Here is an 18102-nt window from a genome sequence, read left to right as displayed (position 1 = left end):
TTCAGTTCACCCTTTCCCGGGTCTGCAGCCGCACATAGGCGAAGGTGGCGGTGAGCCCGAACAGGGCGATGACCAGGGCGACGGCCGCGGCGCGGCCGAGATCGAACTCGAAGAAGGCGTTGCGATAGGCGAGGGTGGAGAGCACTTCGCTCGAATAGGCCGGGCCGCCCTGGGTGAGGATGTAGACGAAGTCGAACACCAGGAACGACCAGATCACCGTCATCACCATCATCAGCTTGATGGTGGGGGCGATGGCGGGAATCAGGATGTCGCGCATCAAGGCGAAGAAGCCGGCGCCATCGAGCCGGGCGGCTTCGACCATTTCCTCAGGCACCTGGCGGAGCGCGGCAAGGAAGATCACCGCGAGGAACCCCCACCAGTGCCAGAGGTCGACCACGGCGATGCCGTAAAGCGCCGAGTGGGTGGCGGCGAGGGGATCGGAGAGTTCGATGCCGAAGCGGGCGAGCAGGCCGAAGACGCCGGTATTGGGGTTGTAGATCATCCCCTGCCAGACCCGCGCGGTGATGGCGGTCGCCACCACCACGGGGATGAAATAGACGATCTGGAAGAAGGTGCGGCCGCGCTTGATGGTGAGCAGCAGCGTTGCCGCGACGAGCCCGATGGCGATCGGCACGGTGAGGAAAATCAGCGTCCACTTGAGGTTGTTGCCGAGCGCAATCCAGAACACCCGGTCGGCAAACATCGCCTGGAAATTGGCGAAGCCGACAAACACCGGAGCCGAAAAGCCATCCCAGGTGCAGAAAGCCAGAGCCACCGTCAGCAGCGCCGGGATCAGGATCAGCGCGACATTGATGGCAAGGGCAGGGAGGGCGAACAACCACATGGGCGGGGATTCCGGGACTCTCGGTTATCCTCCCCCGCGTGGCGGGGGAGGCGGATGAAGGCTTTAGGCCTTCACCGCGTGGGGACCGCCGAAGGCGGTGGAGGGGGAACTCAAAGCCGAGGGTCTTGCCGCCCCCTCCACCAGCTTCGCTGGTCCCCCTCCCCCGCCACGCGGGGGAGGATTAGCGGAGAGGCCGGTGCTCGGGCCCTATCAGCTCACGGCAGCGGCGGGACGCTGCCTTCGGCGAGCTCGGCGGCGAACAGCTCCTGCAAGCCGGTTAGGAACTTCTCCGGTGTGGCCGTGCCGAGCCAGAGTTCTTCGACGCCCGAGATGATGTACTGCTCGGATTTGGGCGGCCAGAAAGTCCAGGTGGTGTAGCCGTAATTGCCGCTGGCGAGGGCATCGGCGATCATCGTCGTCGCCTCCTGGTAGAGCGGGGTCACCTCACCCTTGAGCGTCACCTTGCTCAAGTCGGCGAGCGGCACGTTCCATTCGCCCTGCCATTGCGGGACGATCGCGCCGTAGAAATCGCCGCTGAACACATAGTCGATGACTTGGGCCGCGGTATCGGGGCTCGGCGAATGGGCGTTGATCGACAGGGTCGAGCCGATGCCGATCGGGAACAGCGGGTAGGGAACGCCCTCGGCCACCGGGATCGAGGTGAAGGCGGCCTTGGCGCCGGCCGGATCGAAATAATCCTTCACCCAGGAGAAGGCCCAGGTGCCCTGTGGCGCCATGCCGGTCTTGCCGGTGACCATGCCGGCAAAGGCATCGATGGTCGAGGTGGAGAAGTAGTCCTTGCCGTAATAGCCCTTGTCGTACCAGGCCTTGAACTTCTGCATGGCGTCGACGAAGACCGGGTCGGTCCACGCCCGCTTGCCGGCGAGAGCCTCGTGAATGGCGGTGGGTCCGACCAGCTGGTTGAGCGCCACGGTGAAGAACTGCTCGTTGGCGGGGCGGAAGCCGGCATTGCCGGCGACGAACGGGGTCATGCCCTCGGCCAGCATGGTATCGGCGAGGGTTTCCATCTCGGCGACGGTCTTGGGCGCCGTCCAACCCTTCTCTGCGAACAAATCGGCGTTGTAGAACAGGCCCATCGCCTCGTAGTTCTTGGGGATGGAGTAGAGCACGCCATCGACCTTGCCGAGTTCGAGGAACATCGGGATCAGCCGCTCGTTCCAGCCGTATTTGGCGGCATAATCATCGAGCTTCAGCAGCTGGCCGGCCTTGGCCATCGGCAGCGCCGTCGCCGGGCCGTTGGAATTGATGATGTCGGGGCCGCCGCCGGACATCAGCGCCAGGCGCTGCTGGTTCTCGATGGCGTTGCCGCGATACTCGAGGGCGAGGGTCGAACCGGGGTGGCTGGCATTGAAGCCCGCGACCAGGGTGTCGTCGAGCAGGCGCTGCTGCTCGGGGGTCAGCGCTTCGTACCACCACGAAGCCGATTGCGCCGCAGCGAGGCCGGGCGTCAGAAGGGTCATGGCCGCGACGGCCACACCCGAAAAGAGGCGTGAGAATTTTGTCATGAAGCGTTCCCTGATATGCCGGTGTCGGGGAGGCTCGCCTGCTGCACCCGTGAGGACGAGGTATCGCCTCTGGGACGAGCAGTCGAAGCGCGATCTACGATTGCATAGGGCAATGCGACGGCCTCCCCCGGCCCCTCCACATCGCCACGAACCCGGGCCAGCAGCCGTTCGCCAGCCAACTGGCCGAACAGCTCCTGCCCGAGCGATACCGTCGTCAGCGACGGATTGAGAACGTCGGTCATCGCCAGGTTATTGAACCCGGTGACCGACATGTCCTGAGGTAGCGACAGACCGCTGGTCTGGCAGGCGCGGATGGTGCCGCAGGCCAAGAGGTCGTCGGCGCACATGATGGCGGTGGGGCGGCCGCTGCCCTCGGCGAGCAGCTCTGCCGCGATGGCCGCGCCGCCATCGATCGAATAGCTCGGGGCGGTGACGACGCGCGGGGTGAGCCCCCCGGCGACGAGCGCCGCGCTGTAGCCGCCGATACGGGCGCGCTCCGGGCCGCCGGGCGACGCCATGAAGACGATGTCGCGATGGCCGAGCCCGATCAGCTGCGCCGTCAGGGCGGACGCCACCTGGTGGTTGTCGACATAGTAGTCGTCGACCGGCAGGGCGCCGCCGCGCTTGGGGGCGGATTCATAGCGCACGACGGGAATGTCGGCAGCGAGCGCTCCAGCGAGCTCGCGGATGGTGGCGACGAAGAACACTCCGACAATGCCGGCAACGCGCCGGTCGATGCAGAGTTCGATCATCCGCGCTTCCGCGGCGCCGGAGCCATCGGTGCTGAGCGCGATGACGTCGTAGCCTTGCGGTTCGACCACTTTCTGCACGGCGCGGATCAGCGGCGGATAGAACGGGTTGGAGAGATCGGGGACGATGCAGGCGATCATCATCGAGCGGTTGGTCTTCAGCGCCTGCGCCATGCGGTTGGGCACGTAGTTCAGCGCCTTGGCGCTGTCGCGAATGCGTTCCTGCACCTCTGGCCTAATGCCGGCGGCATCACCCGACAGCACCGACGATACCGCCGCCTGCGACACCCCGGCGTGGGTCGCGACATCCTTCTGCGTCGGTTTTCTGGTCGATTTCATCTTGAAACTCGGCTACTGATACGTATCAGTAAGCAGATGAGCTGTTTCCGTCAAGCCGGATGGCTTACGAGCTTCACACCCGTCTGCACCCGCCCGTTCGACCCTTCAGAGTATTGAGACCCCCATGACCCTCCCCACCGATACCCTCGAGCGGATCTATGCCGGCGTGCTCGGCAAGCTGATCGGCGTCTATCTCGGACGGCCGTTCGAGAACTGGACCTACCAGCGCATCCTCAAGGAGCTCGGCCCGATCACCTATTACGTGAACGAGCGGCTGGGGGCTGAACTGGTGGTGACCGACGATGACGTCTCGGGCACTTTCAGCTTCGTCCGGGCGCTCGAGGATTACGGCGCTTCACCGAACCTCAGCGCCGAGGACATTGGGCGGACCTGGCTCAACTACGTGGTCGAGAACCGCGCGGTGTTCTGGTGGGGCGGGGCGGGCAATTCGACCGAGCACACCGCCTGGCTGAACCTTGCTAAGGGCATTCCGGCGCCGCGCTCGGGCGCCATCGAAACCAATGGTAAGATCGTCGCCGAACAGATCGGGGCGCAGATCTTCATCGATGGCTGGGCACTGGTATCGCCGGGCAACCCGGCGCAGGCGGCAAAGCTCGCCCGCGCCGCCGGCAGCGTCAGCCATGATGGCGAAAGCGTCCATGCGGCGGTGCTGTGGGCGGCGATGGAGGCCGAGGCCTTTTTGAGCCGCGATGTCGAGCACCTGCTCGAAACCGGGTTGAGCTTCATTCCCGCGGACAGCCTGATCGCCAGGCTGGTTGCCGATATCCGCGGCTGGGTGCGGGCCAATGGCGATGACTGGCAGGCGACGCGCCGGCAGATCGAGGACACTTACGGCTACGACAAATATGCCGGGGTCTGCCACGTGGTGCCCAACCATGCGCTGATGATCATGGCGCTGCTGCACGCGCCCGACGATTTCAGCCGCGGCCAGATGATCGTCAACACCTCGGGCTGGGATACCGACTGCAATGCCGGGAACCTGGGGTGCCTGCAGGGCATCATGCTGGGGCTCGGCGGGTTCGACGGGGAGCAGGATTGGCGCGGTCCGGTGGCCGACCGGCTCTACCTCTCCACCGCCGATGGCGGGCGCGGCCTCACCGATGCGCCCAGCATCGCCTATTGGCTCGATGGCCTGGCGCGGCAGCTGGCGAAAGAGCCGGCGAGGCCGGCGCCCAAGGGCGGGGCGCAGTTCCACTTCGCGCTGCCGGGCGCGGTGCAGGGGTTCATGGCGGGCGGCACCGAGGGTAATGGCAGCGACATCGCCGTTTCCGGCACCGGCGAGGCGCTGGCGGTGGAACTGATCTCGGTGGCGCCGGGCCGCTCGGCCTATGTGGGGACGCCCGTGTTCATTCCGCCCGCGATGATCGGGCACAGCTGGTACGAAGTGCTGGCGAGCCCGCGGGTGTGGCCCGGGCAGACCATCGAAGCCAGCATTGCCGGCGATGCCGGGCTCAGCGGCACGGTGGAGGTGGCGCTGGCCGTGCGCCATTACGGGCAGGACGATGCGCTGGTGAGCGTCATCTCGCCGCAAAGCGTCACGGTGGAAGCCGGTCAATCGGCAAGGCTCAGCTGGCAGGTGCCGCAGTTCGACGGCAACCCGATCGCCGAAATCGGCCTCGTGATGTCGGTGCGCGACACCGCGACGGTGGGACGGGTGCTGGTCGACTGGCTGCGCTGGAGCGGCGAGCCGGAGCTGACGCTGCGCCGCCCGCATAACGAGGGCAATATGTGGCGCAGCGCCTGGATCAACGGCGCCAGTGTGTTCTCGAAGAACTTCCGCGAGTCGTTCCGGCTTTCCGCCAACCGCGGCGAGGGCATCATCCTCACCGGCACGCGCGACTGGCGCGATATCACGATCGAAGCGGAGCTGAACCTGCATCTCGGGAACTACGGCGCCCTGGTGTTTCGGGCGCAGGGGCTGCGGCAGTACTACGCCGCGAGGCTGACGCGTACCGGCAAGCTGCAGGTGGTCTGCCGCCGCGATGAGGTTGAGCAGGTACTGGCTGAAACGGCGCTGCCGGTGGTGTTCGAAACGGCGATCCCGCTGCGGGTGACGCTGGATGGGGCGAAGATCGTGGTGGATGCCGGGGGGGCGGTGCTGGAGGTTCGCGACGAGACTTATGCCGGCGGCATGATCGGGCTCGCGGTGTACGAGGGGGCGCTGTCGACGGACAAGGTGCATATCGGGCGGGTCCGGTAGGGGGTGCTATCGGGGCAGCCGATTGACCGTAGCTCTTGAATAAATGTAAGCGGATAGTTGACAGTACGTCGGCTGATGCTTACATACATCCGTGATCAAGAGCTTCAAAGGCAAGGGTCTCGCCGAGCTGTGGGCCAAAGGCACCTCAGCGAAGATCGACGCCAAGATGCACAAACGCATCCTGCGTCGTCTCGATGCTTTGGACGCGGCGGCCAAACCCGAAGACATGAACCTCCCAGGTTTCGACTTTCATGCCCTGAAGGGCTTTGATCCCACGCGATATACGGTCCACATCAATGGCCCGTGGTGCGTGACGTTCGCATTCGACGGAGCCGATGCGGTGGATGTCGAGTTCGAGCAGTATCACTGATGGATTGATGGAGGGCGCGGTTTGACCCCGCGCCGATGATGATGACTTACGCGGCTCTGCGTAATCCCGATCGCCAGCCCACCCACCCCGGCGAGTTGCTGCGCGAGGACGTGCTGCCGGCCGTTGGCAAGCCGAAGGCGGAGATCGCCCGGCTGCTCGGGATCTCTCGCCAGCAGCTCTACGACATTCTGGGCGAGAAGAAGCCGGTGTCGCCGGCGATGGCCGTTCGCCTCGGCAAGCTGTTCGGCAACGGTGCGACCCTGTGGGTCCGCATGCAGGGCGCCTATGACACCTGGCAGGCCGAGCGAGACGTAGACGTGAGCGGCATCCCGACGCTTGCGGTGGCCTGAGATTTGGGGGATGGCGGACCCTGCCAGTTTTGCACCGGCCGTGCCCTTATCGCCCCCTCGCCCCTTTGGGGAGAGGGCGGCGGATGAGGCCGACGGCTTCATCCGCGTGGTGAGGGGCGCCAAGCGCTGGGACAGGTGTTGAGCGGTGGCGGATAGGCCGGTGTGCTTGGCTACCCCTCACCCTGGCCCTCTCCCCAGAGGGGAGAGGGGACGATAGGGGCACCGTTCGTTCGCTACTTGCCCACCGCCCGCCTCGCCAGCTGCACCGCACCCTCCACCGGCGCGTCGCGCAACACATGCACCTTCAGCTGCTTATGTCGCCCCGTCACCGCCTGCTCGAATGCCGTGTAGAGCCGCGGCTGGTTGACGATGACGCTGCCGGCGACGACGACATCGGTGCCGGTGGCGCCGCGGGAGAGGAGCTGGTCGACGAGGGCGGCGAGGGCGTGGGCGCCTTCGGTAATGACGGACTGGGCCAGCGCCGAGCCAGCGTCGGCGGCGGCGAAGATGGCGGGGGCGTGGGGGGCCCAGTTGTCGACCGTCGGGTCGTCGTTGACGCGGCGGGTCAGCCGCTCGGCATCGGCGACGCCGAAGGCGGCGATCAGGTGGCCGAGGAGGCCATCGTCGACCTTGCCTTCATCGTTGGCGCGCAGCGCCGTGCGGGTGGCTTCGCGGACGAGGCCGGCAGCGCTGCCTTCATCGCCGATGATCCAGCCCCAGCCGCCCGAGGCGATAAACTCGCCCGCGGCATTGGTGCCGACGGCAATGGCGCCGGTGCCGGCGATGACGCCGATCCCGCGGGTGAAGCCGGCGGCGGCGACGATCAGCGAGGCGTCGTTGACGGCGGTGGTGCGGTAGCCGAGGGCTTGAAGCTCGCGCTCCAGCGTGCGGCCGGTTTCGGTGCGGTTGATGCCCTGGGCGCCGAAGGCGAGGGCGACGATCTCGGCTCCCTCGGGCGTGTGGCGCCTGACCCGTTCGGCGATCCAGATGGCGGCCTTGTCCTCGGGCTCGGCATCCCATTCGAGGCTCGGCTCGGTGACGTCGAGCACGCGCTTGCCCTCGAGATCCTCGAGGATCAGCTGGGTCTTGGTGCCGCCGATATCGAGCGCGGCGATCAGAGCGGTCATCTCAGGCGACCTTGGTGTCGGTGTGAAAGAAGACGAAGGCATCGGGGTCGACGCCGCGCAGCAGCGCCGTCTCGACCGCGAGGCTCTGCATCACGAGGGCCTCGAGAATGGCGCGCTGCGCCGGCGCCACCTGAGGCAGCCGGAGCACCGCGAGGTTCGGCTCTTCGGCCACCTCGAGCGTGGTGACCAGCAACGTATGGTGGCCGGCATGGGCGAGGGTATGCGCGAGAGCCGTCTCGCGCTCGTCGCCCATCAGGATGTGGGCGGTGCGGCCGGCCGATTCCATCGCGCCATGGAGGTATTGCCGCGACGACAGGCCAGTGGCCGGCAGGCGCGCCACTTCGCGCAGCAGGAGGGCGCCGACTTCGGCGGTGCCGGCCGAGGGTGCGGCGCCGGCATAATCGACCGCCACTGCGTCGCGCAGGGGGGTGGCGAGGGCGATGGCGCGGGTGGCGATCTCGCGCTCCAGCGCCCGGAATTTTGCCGGCAAGTCGGACCAGGTGGGGTCGATGGTGCCGCCATCCCAGGCTTCGGCGATCATGCCGAGGGCGGCGATGGTGGCGGTATAGCCGGTGGTCGAGGCATAGCTGTCGGGGAGCTTGCCCAGCGAAATGGTGGTCGCGGCGATCTCCGAGATCGGCGAGGGCGCGACATTGACCACCGCCAGCCGCAAATGCGGCTCGATGGTGCGGAGCACCGCGAGGGTTTCGGAGCTGCGGCCCGACTGCGAGACGCCGATGATCGGATGCGCCGACTGCGGAAAGGGCAGGGGATGCTCGCCGGCATTGAGTCGCCAGGCGTGGATGCCACGCGAGCGCAGCACCCAGACTGCGGCGGCCGAGGCGGCATAGCTCGCGCCAATGCCGAGAAAGATCGGGCCCGGGCCCTCGAGCGTTGCGGCCGCCTGGGCGGCGCGCACTTCGCCGGCAATGGCGGGCAGGGCACTTTCCAGCAAAGCTGCCTGCGAGGCGCGGGCCTCGGCCAGGGAGATATAGCCTTTAACCAATTTCGTCCGTCTCCTTGGCGACAGCGCGAAAAGCTTCGGCGTCGCGGGGCTGTCAGTATGCTGCGTTCAGCGCGTGCCGGGCTTTCGCGTGCGTGAGAATGAGGTGCGCAGCCGATAGCGATCGCCGACATAGCGCACGGTGGACGACAGCAACGGCCGGCCGGCGCTGTCGACGATGATCTGCCGCATCACCAGGATCGGGGTTTTGGGTTCGACCCCCAGGTGCTGTGCGAGCGTGGTGTCGGCCGCATGCGCTTCGATGGTGGTTTCGCCATGGGCCAGGTCGACGCCATTGGAAAGCAGTAGCTCGAACAGCGAGGCGGTGCGGAAATCGACGCCGGTGAGATCGGGCTTCAGCGTGGCGGCAAAGAACGAAGTATCGACCGCCACCGGCACCCCATCGAGCCGCCGGATGCGCTCGAGATGGAACAGCGGCGCGCCCGGCGCGATGGCCAGTTCCTCGGCCTCATCGAGCGTCGCCGGCGCCTCGCTGGCGCGCAGCACGTCGGAGGAGGGGACGAGCCCCAGCCGGGCGGCGGTTTCGCTGAACGACTCCAGCGTATTGGGAAATTCCTTGGGCACCTCCGCCGAGACATACCAGCCACGCCCATGCGAGGGCTTCAGCACGCCTTCCTCGACGAGGCTCTGCAGCGCCCGGCGCAGCGTCACCCGGCTGATCGACAGCTGGGCGAGGAGGTCGCGCTCCGCCGGCAGCCGACCGCCATTGGCGATCTTGCCGGTCGAAATCTGGTGCATGATCAGGTCCGCTGCCTGCCGCCATAGCGGATCGGGCGAATCCTGATCGAGCACCAACTGTTCCGCGCTGTCGCTCATTGGCTCAAGCCACCTTTTCCCATTGCCGCGATTTCATCGAGCGGTAGCACGCATCGATGATCCGGTTGACCACCACGCCATCCTCGAAGGTTTCGGACGGGGTAGTGCCGGCGGCGAAATGATCAATGAAATGCCGCATCTGCTGCGAGAAACCATAGGCCCGAGTCTCTTCGGGCACAGGATATACCCAGCCGGTCTCGGCATCGGCCTTCTCGACGGTGTAGCCCACCGGGTTTTCGATGAAACCCCAGACCGGGCCGACCGAGCTGTCGGTGACGATGCGGCCGGCCGAGCCGACCAGCTCGTGCCTCAGCTGCATGCCGCCGCGCTCGATCCATGAGGATTCGATGGTGGCGAGCTGGCCGCCCTCGAATTTCAACAGCGCAATCGCCGCGTCTTCGCCGGTGGTCTTGTCCTGGTGGGCCATGGTCGAACCCCAGGCCATCACCTCGGTGACCTTGTTGTCCTTGCCGAAGAAATGCCGCGCCGATTCGACGGTATGGCAGCCCATATCGAGCAGGGCGCCGCCACCGGCGGTTTCGGCATCCCAGAAATGCGGGGCGTGGGGGCCGGAATGGCCTTCGCGGGCGCGCATGGTGAGGAGCTCGCCGATGCCGCCGGCTTTGACCATCTCGTAGGCCTTGGCGACATTGGGCGAAAATACCGAGCTTTCGGCATAGCCATGCCAGACCCCGGCGGCATTGGCGATATCGAGGATCTGCTGCGCCTCGGCCTCGGTGCGGGCCAGCGGCTTGGTGCAGATGATGGCCTTCTTGTGCCGGGCGGCGATCTCCACTGCGGCGAGGTGGATCTCGTTGGGCAGGGCGATGATGACGATCTCGACGGCAGGGTCGGCGCAGAGCGCATCCATGGTGGCGTGCGCGGTGACCTTCCACTTCTTGGCGAAGGCGTCGGAGCGAGCCGGATTGCGCGAATAGCAGGCGACGAGCTCGGCGTTCCGCACGTCCAGCAGCGCATCCGCATATGACTCGGCAATGAAACCCGACCCCAGCAACCCAACCCCGATCATGCCCTGCTCCCTCCCGATTTGTTAGATACCTCATAGTACCAATCAGGCGTTCTGACCATACCTCATGCGCAGAAAAATGACCACTTGTACCATCTGGTATTGTGAGGTATCGATCCTGTGACAGAGGGGCAAGTCGCTCGGATTTGATCCATGCGGCGCCGGATACGGCGGCCGTGCGTCAGGGGAAGGGAGAACAATAATGCAGTCGAAACAGTGGGCCGCGACGGCCGGAGCCATGCTGGGCGTATCGCTCATCGCCATGAGCGGCGCCGCGGTGGCGCAGAGCGTGACGCTGACGCTGGGCAGCTGGCGCACCGAGGATCTGGCGGTGTGGCAGGACAAGGTGCTGCCGGCCTTCGAGGCGGCGCATCCCGACATCAATGTCGAGTTCGCGCCGGTCAATACCAACGAATACAACGCCGCGATGCAGTCGCAGATCGAAGGTGGGGCCGGTCCCGACCTGATCACCTGCCGGCCGTTCGACGTAAACAACGAGTGGATCGGCCGCGGCTATTTTACCAAGCTCGATGGCCTTGCCGGGCTCGAGAATTTCGACGCTACCGCCAAGGCGGCCTGGACCGTCGACGGCGCCACCTATTGCGTGCCGGTCGCCGCGGTGCTCGCCGGCTTCTACTACAACGTCGATATCTTCAAGGAGCTGGGCCTGACGGTGCCGACCACCGCAGCCGAGTTCACCGCGGTGCTGCAGGCGATCAAGGACAACGGCAAATACACGCCGCTCGCCGTCGGCTCGGCCGAGTCCTGGCAGCTCGCCTATAACGGGCTCTACAGCATCGGGCCGGCCTACTGGAAAGGCGAGGAAGGTCGTCTTGGCCTGATCGATGGCAGTCGGAAGCTCACCGACGCCGATCTCGTCTCGGCCATCGCCGCCTTCCAGGCCTGGAAGCCGTTCCTCCCCAGCGGGCAGGAGGCGCTGTCTTATTCCGACATGACGCAGCTCTTCACGCTGGGGAAGGCCGCGATCCTTCCCGATGGCTCGTGGAACATCAACCAGGTGACTTCGACCGGGCTCAATGTCGGGGTGTTCGGTCCGCCGGCAGTGGAAGCCGGTGGCCAGCGTTACCTCCAGGAAATGCCCGACATGGCGATCGGCATCAATGCCGCGAGCAAGAACCAGGAGGCGGCGAAGACCTTCCTGAGCTGGGTCGCCGGCCCAGAATTCCAGCAGATCTATGTCAACACCGCGCCGGGCTTCTTCGCCATGAGCAACCAGCCGGTGAAGTATGACAATGCGCTGGCCCAGGCCTTTGCGGATCTGAAGACCGGCGCGTTGCTGACGCCGCGCCTGGCGCTCGATCGGCTGAGCGCCGGCACGCCGCCGCTCGATGACGAAATCTGGCGCCTGTTGCAGGTGATGATGACCTCGGACATGACCCCCGAGGCCGTCGCCGCCGAACTGCAGGCGGGGCTCGCCTCGTGGTACTCGCCGCAGTCGGCGCAATAGCGCCAGATCTCGGCAGCGCGTGCCGCGCCCTCCCGGTCGGCACGCGCGTTTTCTTAGGTGGGAAATTCGCGATGTGCGCCTCTTGCCTTCTCCCCTTGTGGTCAGCGGACGAGGGCGAAGCCCTCGCCGCGAGGTGGCGCGCAGCGCCGGATGAGGGGTCCGCGCAACGAAGTGTAGCGCGCTCGGAGCGTGAGCGACGAGCGATTGGAGTGCGCGGAGAGAACCCCTCATCCGCCCCGCAGAGACGGCCTTTGGCCGTCTGCTGCTTGCGGGCACCTTCTCCCACAAGGGGAGAAGGCCCTCACTCCGCGGCCGGTGAACGGAACTGACCAATGACTGTTGTTTGCCCTGACTCCAGAGGAACGCTCGCGTGATACGTCCTGCAACGGCTCGCCGCAGCCTGTTGATCTTCGTGCTGCCGGCCCTCGCCATCTACCTGGGCTTTGCGGTGCTGCCGCTGCTCATCTCGATCTTCATGAGCCTGTTCGATACCGGCAAGTCGGGGACCGGTTTCATTGGCCTGGGCAACTACATTTACCTGTTCACCCAGCCGGTGGTCAGCGCCCGGTTCTGGAATGCGCTGTTCAACAATTTCAAGTATTTCGCCATTCATGTTGCCGTAGAGATTCCGATCGGGCTGCTGCTTGCGGCGCTCTTGACCGGCGGCACGCTGAGCCGCAGCGAGGGCATTTACCGCACGCTGCTGTTCATTCCGGCGACGCTGTCGGTGGTGATTGTCGGCTTCATCTGGCGGCTGATCATCAACCCGCTCTGGGGCCTCGTCGGCTTCCCGCTGCTCGGCAACCAGCTGACGGCGCTGCCCACCATCTCGCTGATGGGGGTCTGGCAATATGTCGGCATCCCGATGGTGTTCCTCTATTCGGCGCTGATCGCGGTGCCCAATGACGTGATCGAGGCGGCGCGCATCGATGGCGCCAGCCCCTGGCGGATCTTCTGGGGCATCAAGTTCCCGCTGATCCTGCCGCAGTTCGGGCTGATCGTGATCCTCACCTTCATCTGGACCTTTAACGGGTTCGACCTGGTGTTCGCGCTCAACGGCTCGGCGCCCGGCCCCAACTATTCGACCGATATCCTCGGCACGTTCTTTTACCGCACCTTTTTCGGCTCGAGCGGCCAGGTGGCCGATCTCGACCTCGGCGCCACCGTCGCCACCGTGATCTTCACCCTGATGCTCTGCGTCACCGCCGCCTATTTCTGGCTGGTGCAACGCCGGCTCAAAGCCCACGCGGCTTAGGAGGCGGCGATGACAACCGTGACCACCGAACTCGCCCACGAAAGCCGCCTCACCCGAGAACGCCGGCGCTGGAATGTCGAGCGCATCGCGGTGCACGCCGTGCTGCTGGCCTTCGTCGCGCTGGCGCTCGGGCCGATCCTCATCGTCATCCTCAATTCGCTGAAGACCACGCCGGCGATCTTCGGCGGGCCGTTCGCGCTGCCCACCGCCGAGACCTTCAGCCTGGCCGGCTATGAGCGGGTGCTGACCCGCGGCAACTTCCTCCTCAACTACCGCAACAGCCTGATCGTCACGCTGGTCTCGGTGGTGCTCACCGTCGGGCTCTCGACGCTGGCGGCGTTTGCGCTGGTCGAGTACCGGGTGCGCTTCGTGCCGCTGCTCGCCGGGCTGTTCATCGTCGGCGTCATGCTGCCGATCAGGCTCGGCACCATCCCGCTGATCCAGATCATGATCGGGCTGAGGCTGATGGATACGCTGTGGGCGCTGATCCTCGTCTACACGGCGATGAGCATCCCGCTCGGCGTCACGCTGATGATGACCTATTTCCGCACCGTGCCGGGCGAGCTCAAGGAAGCGGCGCGGGTCGATGGGGCCAGCGAGTTCCGCACGTTCTCGATCATCCTGCCGCTGGTGCGGCCGGGGCTCGCGGCGGTCGCCACCGTCACCATGCTGCCGATCTGGAACGACCTGTGGTTCCCGCTGATCCTCGCGCCCGGCAAGGCCAACCAGACGGTGACGCTGGGGGTGCAGCAGTTCGTCGGCCAGTTCCTCAACGACTATCCGGCGCTGCTCGCGGCGCTGACCCTGGGGGCGCTGCCGCTGGTCGTGCTCTTCACCGTCTTTTCCCGCCAGTTCATCCGCGGGCTCAGCGCCGGCTACGGCAAATGAGCCCGCATCCCTAGTTTCGAGACGAGGCGATTGCCATGACCCAAGTTCACGAAGGCCACCATCACGCCAATCACGCTGCGCCGTCGCACGGCGTTGCGGCGCTGCCGCCGCCGCGTTACCTGCAGGCGCTGGCGCCGCTCAGCCCCGCCGAGATCAATGCCGCAGTGGCGGTGATCAAGGCCGATGCCGAGCTCGGGCCCGGCGCGCTCTACGGTAATCTCGACCTGCGCGAGCCGACGCCCGACGAGTGGCGAGCCCACCTGAGCGGTACGCAGCTGAAGCGCGAGGCGCGGCTCAACATCTCGCACAAGGATCGCCCCGGAGTGTGGATGGTGATCGTCTCGCTCGAGACCAATGCGATCATCTCGCGCCGGCATTTCCCCACCGCCAAATCCGCCTTCCAGGTCGAGCAGCTGCTCGATGTCGAGCGGGTGGTGAAGGCCGATCCGCGCTTCATCGAGGCCTGCCGCAAACGTGGCATTACCGACATGACCGGAGTCTGCGTCGACAGCTGGTCGGGCGGCAATTTCGGCGATCAAGGCGAGGAGGGGCACATGGTCTCCTATGCCCATTGCTGGCTGCGGCTCTATGCCAACGAGAATTTCTACGCCCACCCGATCGACGGGCTGAACGTCGCCGTCGACGTCAAGACCGGCGAGGTGCTGCGCATCGACGATCATGGCGGCCCGCCGATCCCGATGACCGATATTCCCTATGACCCCGAGTTCATGCCGCCGGCGCGGACGCCGCTGAAGCCGCTGAATGTTATCCAGCCCGAGGGCACCAGCTTCACCCTCGATGGGCACGCCATCGCCTGGGACAAGTGGACGCTCGGCATCGGCTTTTCGCCGCGCGACGGCATCATCCTCCACGACATCCGCTATGCCGGCCGCCCGGTGGTGCGCCGCGCGGCGCTCGGCGAACTGGTGGTGCCCTATGGCTCGCCGGAGCGCGGGCACTATCGCAAGAACATCTTCGATATCGGCGAATATGGCTTCGGTAAGTTCAACCACTCGTTGAAGCTCGGCTGCGATTGCCTTGGCGCCATTCACTATCTCGATAGCCACTATTGCGGGCTCGATGGCGGGCTGATCACCATCGAGAAGGGCATCTGCATCCATGAGGAAGATACCGGAATCCTCTGGAAGCACTGGGATTTCCGCGCCGATCGCACCGAGCTCAGGCGCGGCCGGCGGCTGGTGATCTCCTGCGTCAACACGGTCGGCAATTACGAGTATGCGCAATACTGGTATCTCGACCAGGCAGGTGAGATCAGCTTCGAGGTGAAGGCCACCGGCATCGTCAACACCATGGCGTGTGAGCCGGGGCGCCCCAGCAAATATGTGAGCGAGATTGCGCCGGGCCTGACCGCGCCGATCCACCAGCACATCTTCTGCGCGCGGCTCGATATGGCACTCGATGGCGGCGGCAACAGCCTGGTCGAGGTCAACAGCTTTGCCGAGCCGGTGGGGCCGAACAATCCGCATGGCAATGGCTTCTTTGCCACCGAGACGGTGCTCAAAACCGAGCTCGAAGCCGGCCGCCGCGCCAGTGCCGAGACGCACCGCACCTGGAAGGTGATCAACCCCAATAAGCTCAACGCCGTGGGGAAGCCCGTCGGCTACCGGCTGCACGCCACCGATTGCGTCACGCCGTTCCTCGCCGAGAACGGGCCATCGGGCATGCGCTCCAACTTCGTGCGCAACCACGTGTGGGTGACGCCCTTCCACCCCGACGAGCGCTATCCGGCGGGCGAGTATGTCTGCAATTCCGACGGCTCGGATGGGCTGGCCGAAATCGTCAAGCAGAACCGGCCGGTGGAGAATACCGATATCGTGGTCTGGCATTGCTTCGGGCTGCATCACGTGGTGCGGCCGGAGGATTTCCCGGTGCAGCCCACCATGTCGGCCGGCTTTGCGCTGATGCCGTCGGGGTTCTTCAACCTGAACCCGTCCAACGACCTGCCGCGCGAAACCAATACGGCGAGCGTATTGGCCGATGGCAGCCTCGCCTGCCACTGCTGATGCCTCATCCGAGCCGCGCGCCCTGGTCCGCCTTCGCTGCCATCGCGGCGGCGACAGCGTTGGGCTGGGCCGGGCTCATGGCTCTCAGCGCCGGCGGGATCGAGGCGATCTGCGGCGGCAGCGGCCTGCCGCTGCTGCTGGGGGCGGCGCTGATGTGGGGGCTGATGGCAGCGACCATGATGCTGCCCTGCGCCATCCACGACATTGCCGCGGCGGCGCGGCAGGGCTGGCGCGTCGCGGCGAGACTGACCCTCGTCTGCGTCGCGCCGCCGACGCTGCTGGTCATCGGCCTCGGCATGGCGCTGACGCCGGCGGCGCTCGGCACCCCGATATTGCTGGCGATCGCCGGCAGCGCGCTGGTTGCCGAAGCCGCGCTGCCGGCTGGTCCCATGCGGCTGGGTGCGGCGGTGGCGATGGTGGCCTTGCAACTGATCGGCGGCATGGAGCTCGGCTGGATGGCGCTATGCGCCGTCTGGATGCTGGCGCTGGCTTTGGCACCGGCGCGGCGGCTCACCACCGCTGCAGCGGGCGCGGCGCTGCTCGGCCTCGCCATGTTCTGGAATTTGTGACGCCTCATTGGTGGGCGCCGAAATGAGGAGGAATGCATGCCGCTCAAGTCGATCAACCCGGCAACCGGCCACCTGATTGCCGAGTATCCCGCCGATACAGCCCAGCAGATCGAGCAGAAGCTCGCGGCGGCCTGGGAGGGCTGGCAGGCCTGGAGCCGCACGCCGTTAGCCACGCGCAGCGCGCTGCTGCTGCGGCTCGGCGACCTGCTCGAGCAGCGGGCCGACGACTACGCCAGGCTGATCACCAGCGAGATGGGCAAGCCCATCGGCGAGGCGAAGGCCGAGGTGCTGAAAGCGGCCTCGGGGGCCCGGCATTTCGCCGCCGAGGGCCCGGCCTATCTCGCCGACCAGCCGATCGCGGGCACGCCATCGCTGGTGCGCTACCAGCCGCTCGGCCCGATCTTCGGCATCATGCCGTGGAACCTGCCGTTCTGGCAGGTGCTGCGCTTCTTCATCCCGACGGCGCTGGCCGGCAATGTGGTGCTGGTCAAGCACGGCGAGACAGTGCAGGGGGCGGCCCGCGCCATCGAGCAGCTGGTGCGCGATGCCGGCGGTCCGGCCGGGCTCTACACCAACCTCGCCATCCCCAATGAGACGATTGCCGACGAGGCCCGGAAGATCGTGCTCGACGACCGGATTCGCGCCGTGACCCTCACCGGCTCGATCGGCGCCGGTCGCGCCGTGGCGGCCGCTGCCGGCTCGGTGGGAAAGAAAGTGGTGCTCGAACTCGGCGGCTCGGACGCCTTCATCGTCTTTGCCGATGCCGACCTCGACAAGGCGGTGCAGCTGGGCGTGGTGTCGCGTTACTCTAACAATGCGCAAAGCTGCATCGCCGCCAAGCGCTTCCTGGTCGAGCGCAGCGTGTTCGACGCCTATGTCTCGCGCTACGCCGCAGCCGCAAGCGCGCTGGCGATCGGGGATCCCACGGATCCCGGGACCAAGCTCGGGCCGATGGCGCGCGCCGACCTGGTTGATACCACCGAGCGGCAGGTGCGTGACGCGGTGGCGGCCGGGGGCAGGGTGGTGGCCGGCGGCAAGCGCCTGAACGGGCCGGGCAATTATTACGAGCCGACGGTGATCGTCGGCGCCGACCCGGATGCACCGATCATCCAGGAAGAGTTCTTCGGGCCGGTGGCGCTGCTGTTTCCGTTCGACAGCGAGGATGAGGCGGTGAGCCTCGCCAATGCCACCGAATATGGGCTGGGCGGCGCGGTATGGACCAGTGATGCCGTGCGGGCGCAACGGGTTGCCGACCGGCTGGAAGCCGGCGCGGTGTTCATCAACGATTTCGTCCGCTCCGACCCACGCGCGCCGTTCGGTGGGGTGAAGGGTTCCGGGTTTGGGCGGGAGCTCGGACCGCTCGGGGCGCGGGAGCTGACCAATGCGAAGCTGGTGTGGGGGAGTTAGGGGCTGCGCTGAGGTGGGCAGCCGGTATCCTCCCCCGCGGGGCGGGGGAGGGGGACCAGCGAAGCTGGTGGAGGGGGGACCAGCGAAGCTGGTGGAGG

At 66.3% G+C, this 18102-nt stretch carries 16 protein-coding genes; 9 read left to right on the top strand and 7 right to left on the bottom strand.

Annotated features, from left to right (window positions below):
- Position 1: 1 nt before the first annotated feature.
- The 3 genes from ASC68_RS20525 to ASC68_RS20515 all read right to left on the bottom strand — a co-directional run bounded on the left by ASC68_RS20525 (position 2) and on the right by ASC68_RS20515 (position 3458).
- A complete protein-coding gene (locus ASC68_RS20525) occupies positions 2-844 on the bottom strand; it encodes a sugar ABC transporter permease (protein ID WP_055883386.1) in 843 nt (280 codons plus the stop codon).
- 215 nt (positions 845-1059) lie between these two features.
- Positions 1060-2370, bottom strand: coding sequence for an extracellular solute-binding protein (locus tag ASC68_RS20520; protein ID WP_055883383.1), 1311 nt, complete (start codon positions 2368-2370; stop codon positions 1060-1062).
- On the bottom strand, positions 2367-3458 hold the full coding sequence (locus ASC68_RS20515; protein WP_055883380.1) for a LacI family DNA-binding transcriptional regulator: 1092 nt from the start codon (positions 3456-3458) through the stop codon (positions 2367-2369). The genes ASC68_RS20520 and ASC68_RS20515 overlap by 4 nt, the downstream gene beginning before the upstream one ends.
- Before the next feature lie 124 nt (positions 3459-3582).
- On the opposite strand from ASC68_RS20515, the gene ASC68_RS20510 reads away from it, so the two are divergent.
- From ASC68_RS20510 to ASC68_RS20500, 3 genes are all read left to right on the top strand, one after another.
- Positions 3583-5679: an ADP-ribosylglycohydrolase family protein gene (locus ASC68_RS20510; protein WP_055883377.1), complete on the top strand. Its 2097-nt coding sequence runs from the start codon at positions 3583-3585 to the stop codon at positions 5677-5679.
- A gap of 91 nt (positions 5680-5770) precedes the next feature.
- Entirely contained in the window at positions 5771-6049 is a 279-nt protein-coding gene (locus tag ASC68_RS20505; protein WP_055883374.1) for a type II toxin-antitoxin system RelE/ParE family toxin, read from the top strand.
- Positions 6050-6087: 38 nt separating this feature from the next.
- Positions 6088-6399, top strand: coding sequence for a HigA family addiction module antitoxin (locus ASC68_RS20500; RefSeq protein WP_055884389.1), 312 nt, complete (start codon positions 6088-6090; stop codon positions 6397-6399).
- Positions 6400-6632: 233 nt separating this feature from the next.
- Here ASC68_RS20500 and ASC68_RS20495 read toward each other — a convergent pair whose 3' ends face one another.
- The 4 genes from ASC68_RS20495 to ASC68_RS20480 all read right to left on the bottom strand — a co-directional run bounded on the left by ASC68_RS20495 (position 6633) and on the right by ASC68_RS20480 (position 10396).
- A complete protein-coding gene (locus tag ASC68_RS20495; RefSeq protein ID WP_055883371.1) occupies positions 6633-7526 on the bottom strand; it encodes a BadF/BadG/BcrA/BcrD ATPase family protein in 894 nt (297 codons plus the stop codon).
- A 1-nt stretch (position 7527) separates the two neighbouring features.
- A complete protein-coding gene (locus ASC68_RS20490; protein WP_055883368.1) occupies positions 7528-8532 on the bottom strand; it encodes an SIS domain-containing protein in 1005 nt (334 codons plus the stop codon).
- Between the two features lie 66 nt (positions 8533-8598).
- Entirely contained in the window at positions 8599-9366 is a 768-nt protein-coding gene (locus tag ASC68_RS20485; protein ID WP_055883366.1) for a GntR family transcriptional regulator, read from the bottom strand.
- 4 nt (positions 9367-9370) lie between these two features.
- The gene (locus ASC68_RS20480; protein ID WP_055883362.1) at positions 9371-10396 is read right to left on the bottom strand and encodes a Gfo/Idh/MocA family oxidoreductase; all 1026 of its coding nucleotides are present in this window, start codon (positions 10394-10396) and stop codon (positions 9371-9373) included.
- 199 nt (positions 10397-10595) lie between these two features.
- Between ASC68_RS20480 and ASC68_RS20475 the strand changes: the two genes are divergently transcribed.
- The 6 genes from ASC68_RS20475 to ASC68_RS20450 all read left to right on the top strand — a co-directional run bounded on the left by ASC68_RS20475 (position 10596) and on the right by ASC68_RS20450 (position 18004).
- Positions 10596-11861 carry an ABC transporter substrate-binding protein gene (locus tag ASC68_RS20475; protein ID WP_055883360.1) on the top strand — a complete coding sequence of 422 codons (1266 nt, stop codon included), beginning with the start codon at positions 10596-10598 and terminating at the stop codon, positions 11859-11861.
- A gap of 370 nt (positions 11862-12231) precedes the next feature.
- Entirely contained in the window at positions 12232-13116 is an 885-nt protein-coding gene (locus tag ASC68_RS20470; RefSeq protein ID WP_055883357.1) for a sugar ABC transporter permease, read from the top strand.
- 9 nt (positions 13117-13125) lie between these two features.
- Entirely contained in the window at positions 13126-14004 is an 879-nt protein-coding gene (locus ASC68_RS20465; protein ID WP_055883354.1) for a carbohydrate ABC transporter permease, read from the top strand.
- Between the two features lie 35 nt (positions 14005-14039).
- Positions 14040-16028 (top strand): primary-amine oxidase, encoded by a 1989-nt coding sequence (locus tag ASC68_RS20460; RefSeq protein ID WP_082528334.1) that lies wholly within the window; start codon positions 14040-14042, stop codon positions 16026-16028.
- The gene (locus ASC68_RS20455) at positions 16028-16597 is read left to right on the top strand and encodes a hypothetical protein (RefSeq protein ID WP_156387395.1); all 570 of its coding nucleotides are present in this window, start codon (positions 16028-16030) and stop codon (positions 16595-16597) included. The genes ASC68_RS20460 and ASC68_RS20455 overlap by 1 nt, the downstream gene beginning before the upstream one ends.
- Positions 16598-16633: 36 nt before the next feature.
- Positions 16634-18004 (top strand): aldehyde dehydrogenase family protein, encoded by a 1371-nt coding sequence (locus ASC68_RS20450; protein ID WP_055883349.1) that lies wholly within the window; start codon positions 16634-16636, stop codon positions 18002-18004.
- The last annotated feature ends 98 nt before the right edge of the window (positions 18005-18102 follow it).

It is taken from the genome of Devosia sp. Root105 (genome assembly GCF_001424865.1).
Lineage (GTDB): Bacteria > Pseudomonadota > Alphaproteobacteria > Rhizobiales > Devosiaceae > Devosia_A.
This window is presented reverse-complemented; position numbering and strand designations above follow the sequence as displayed.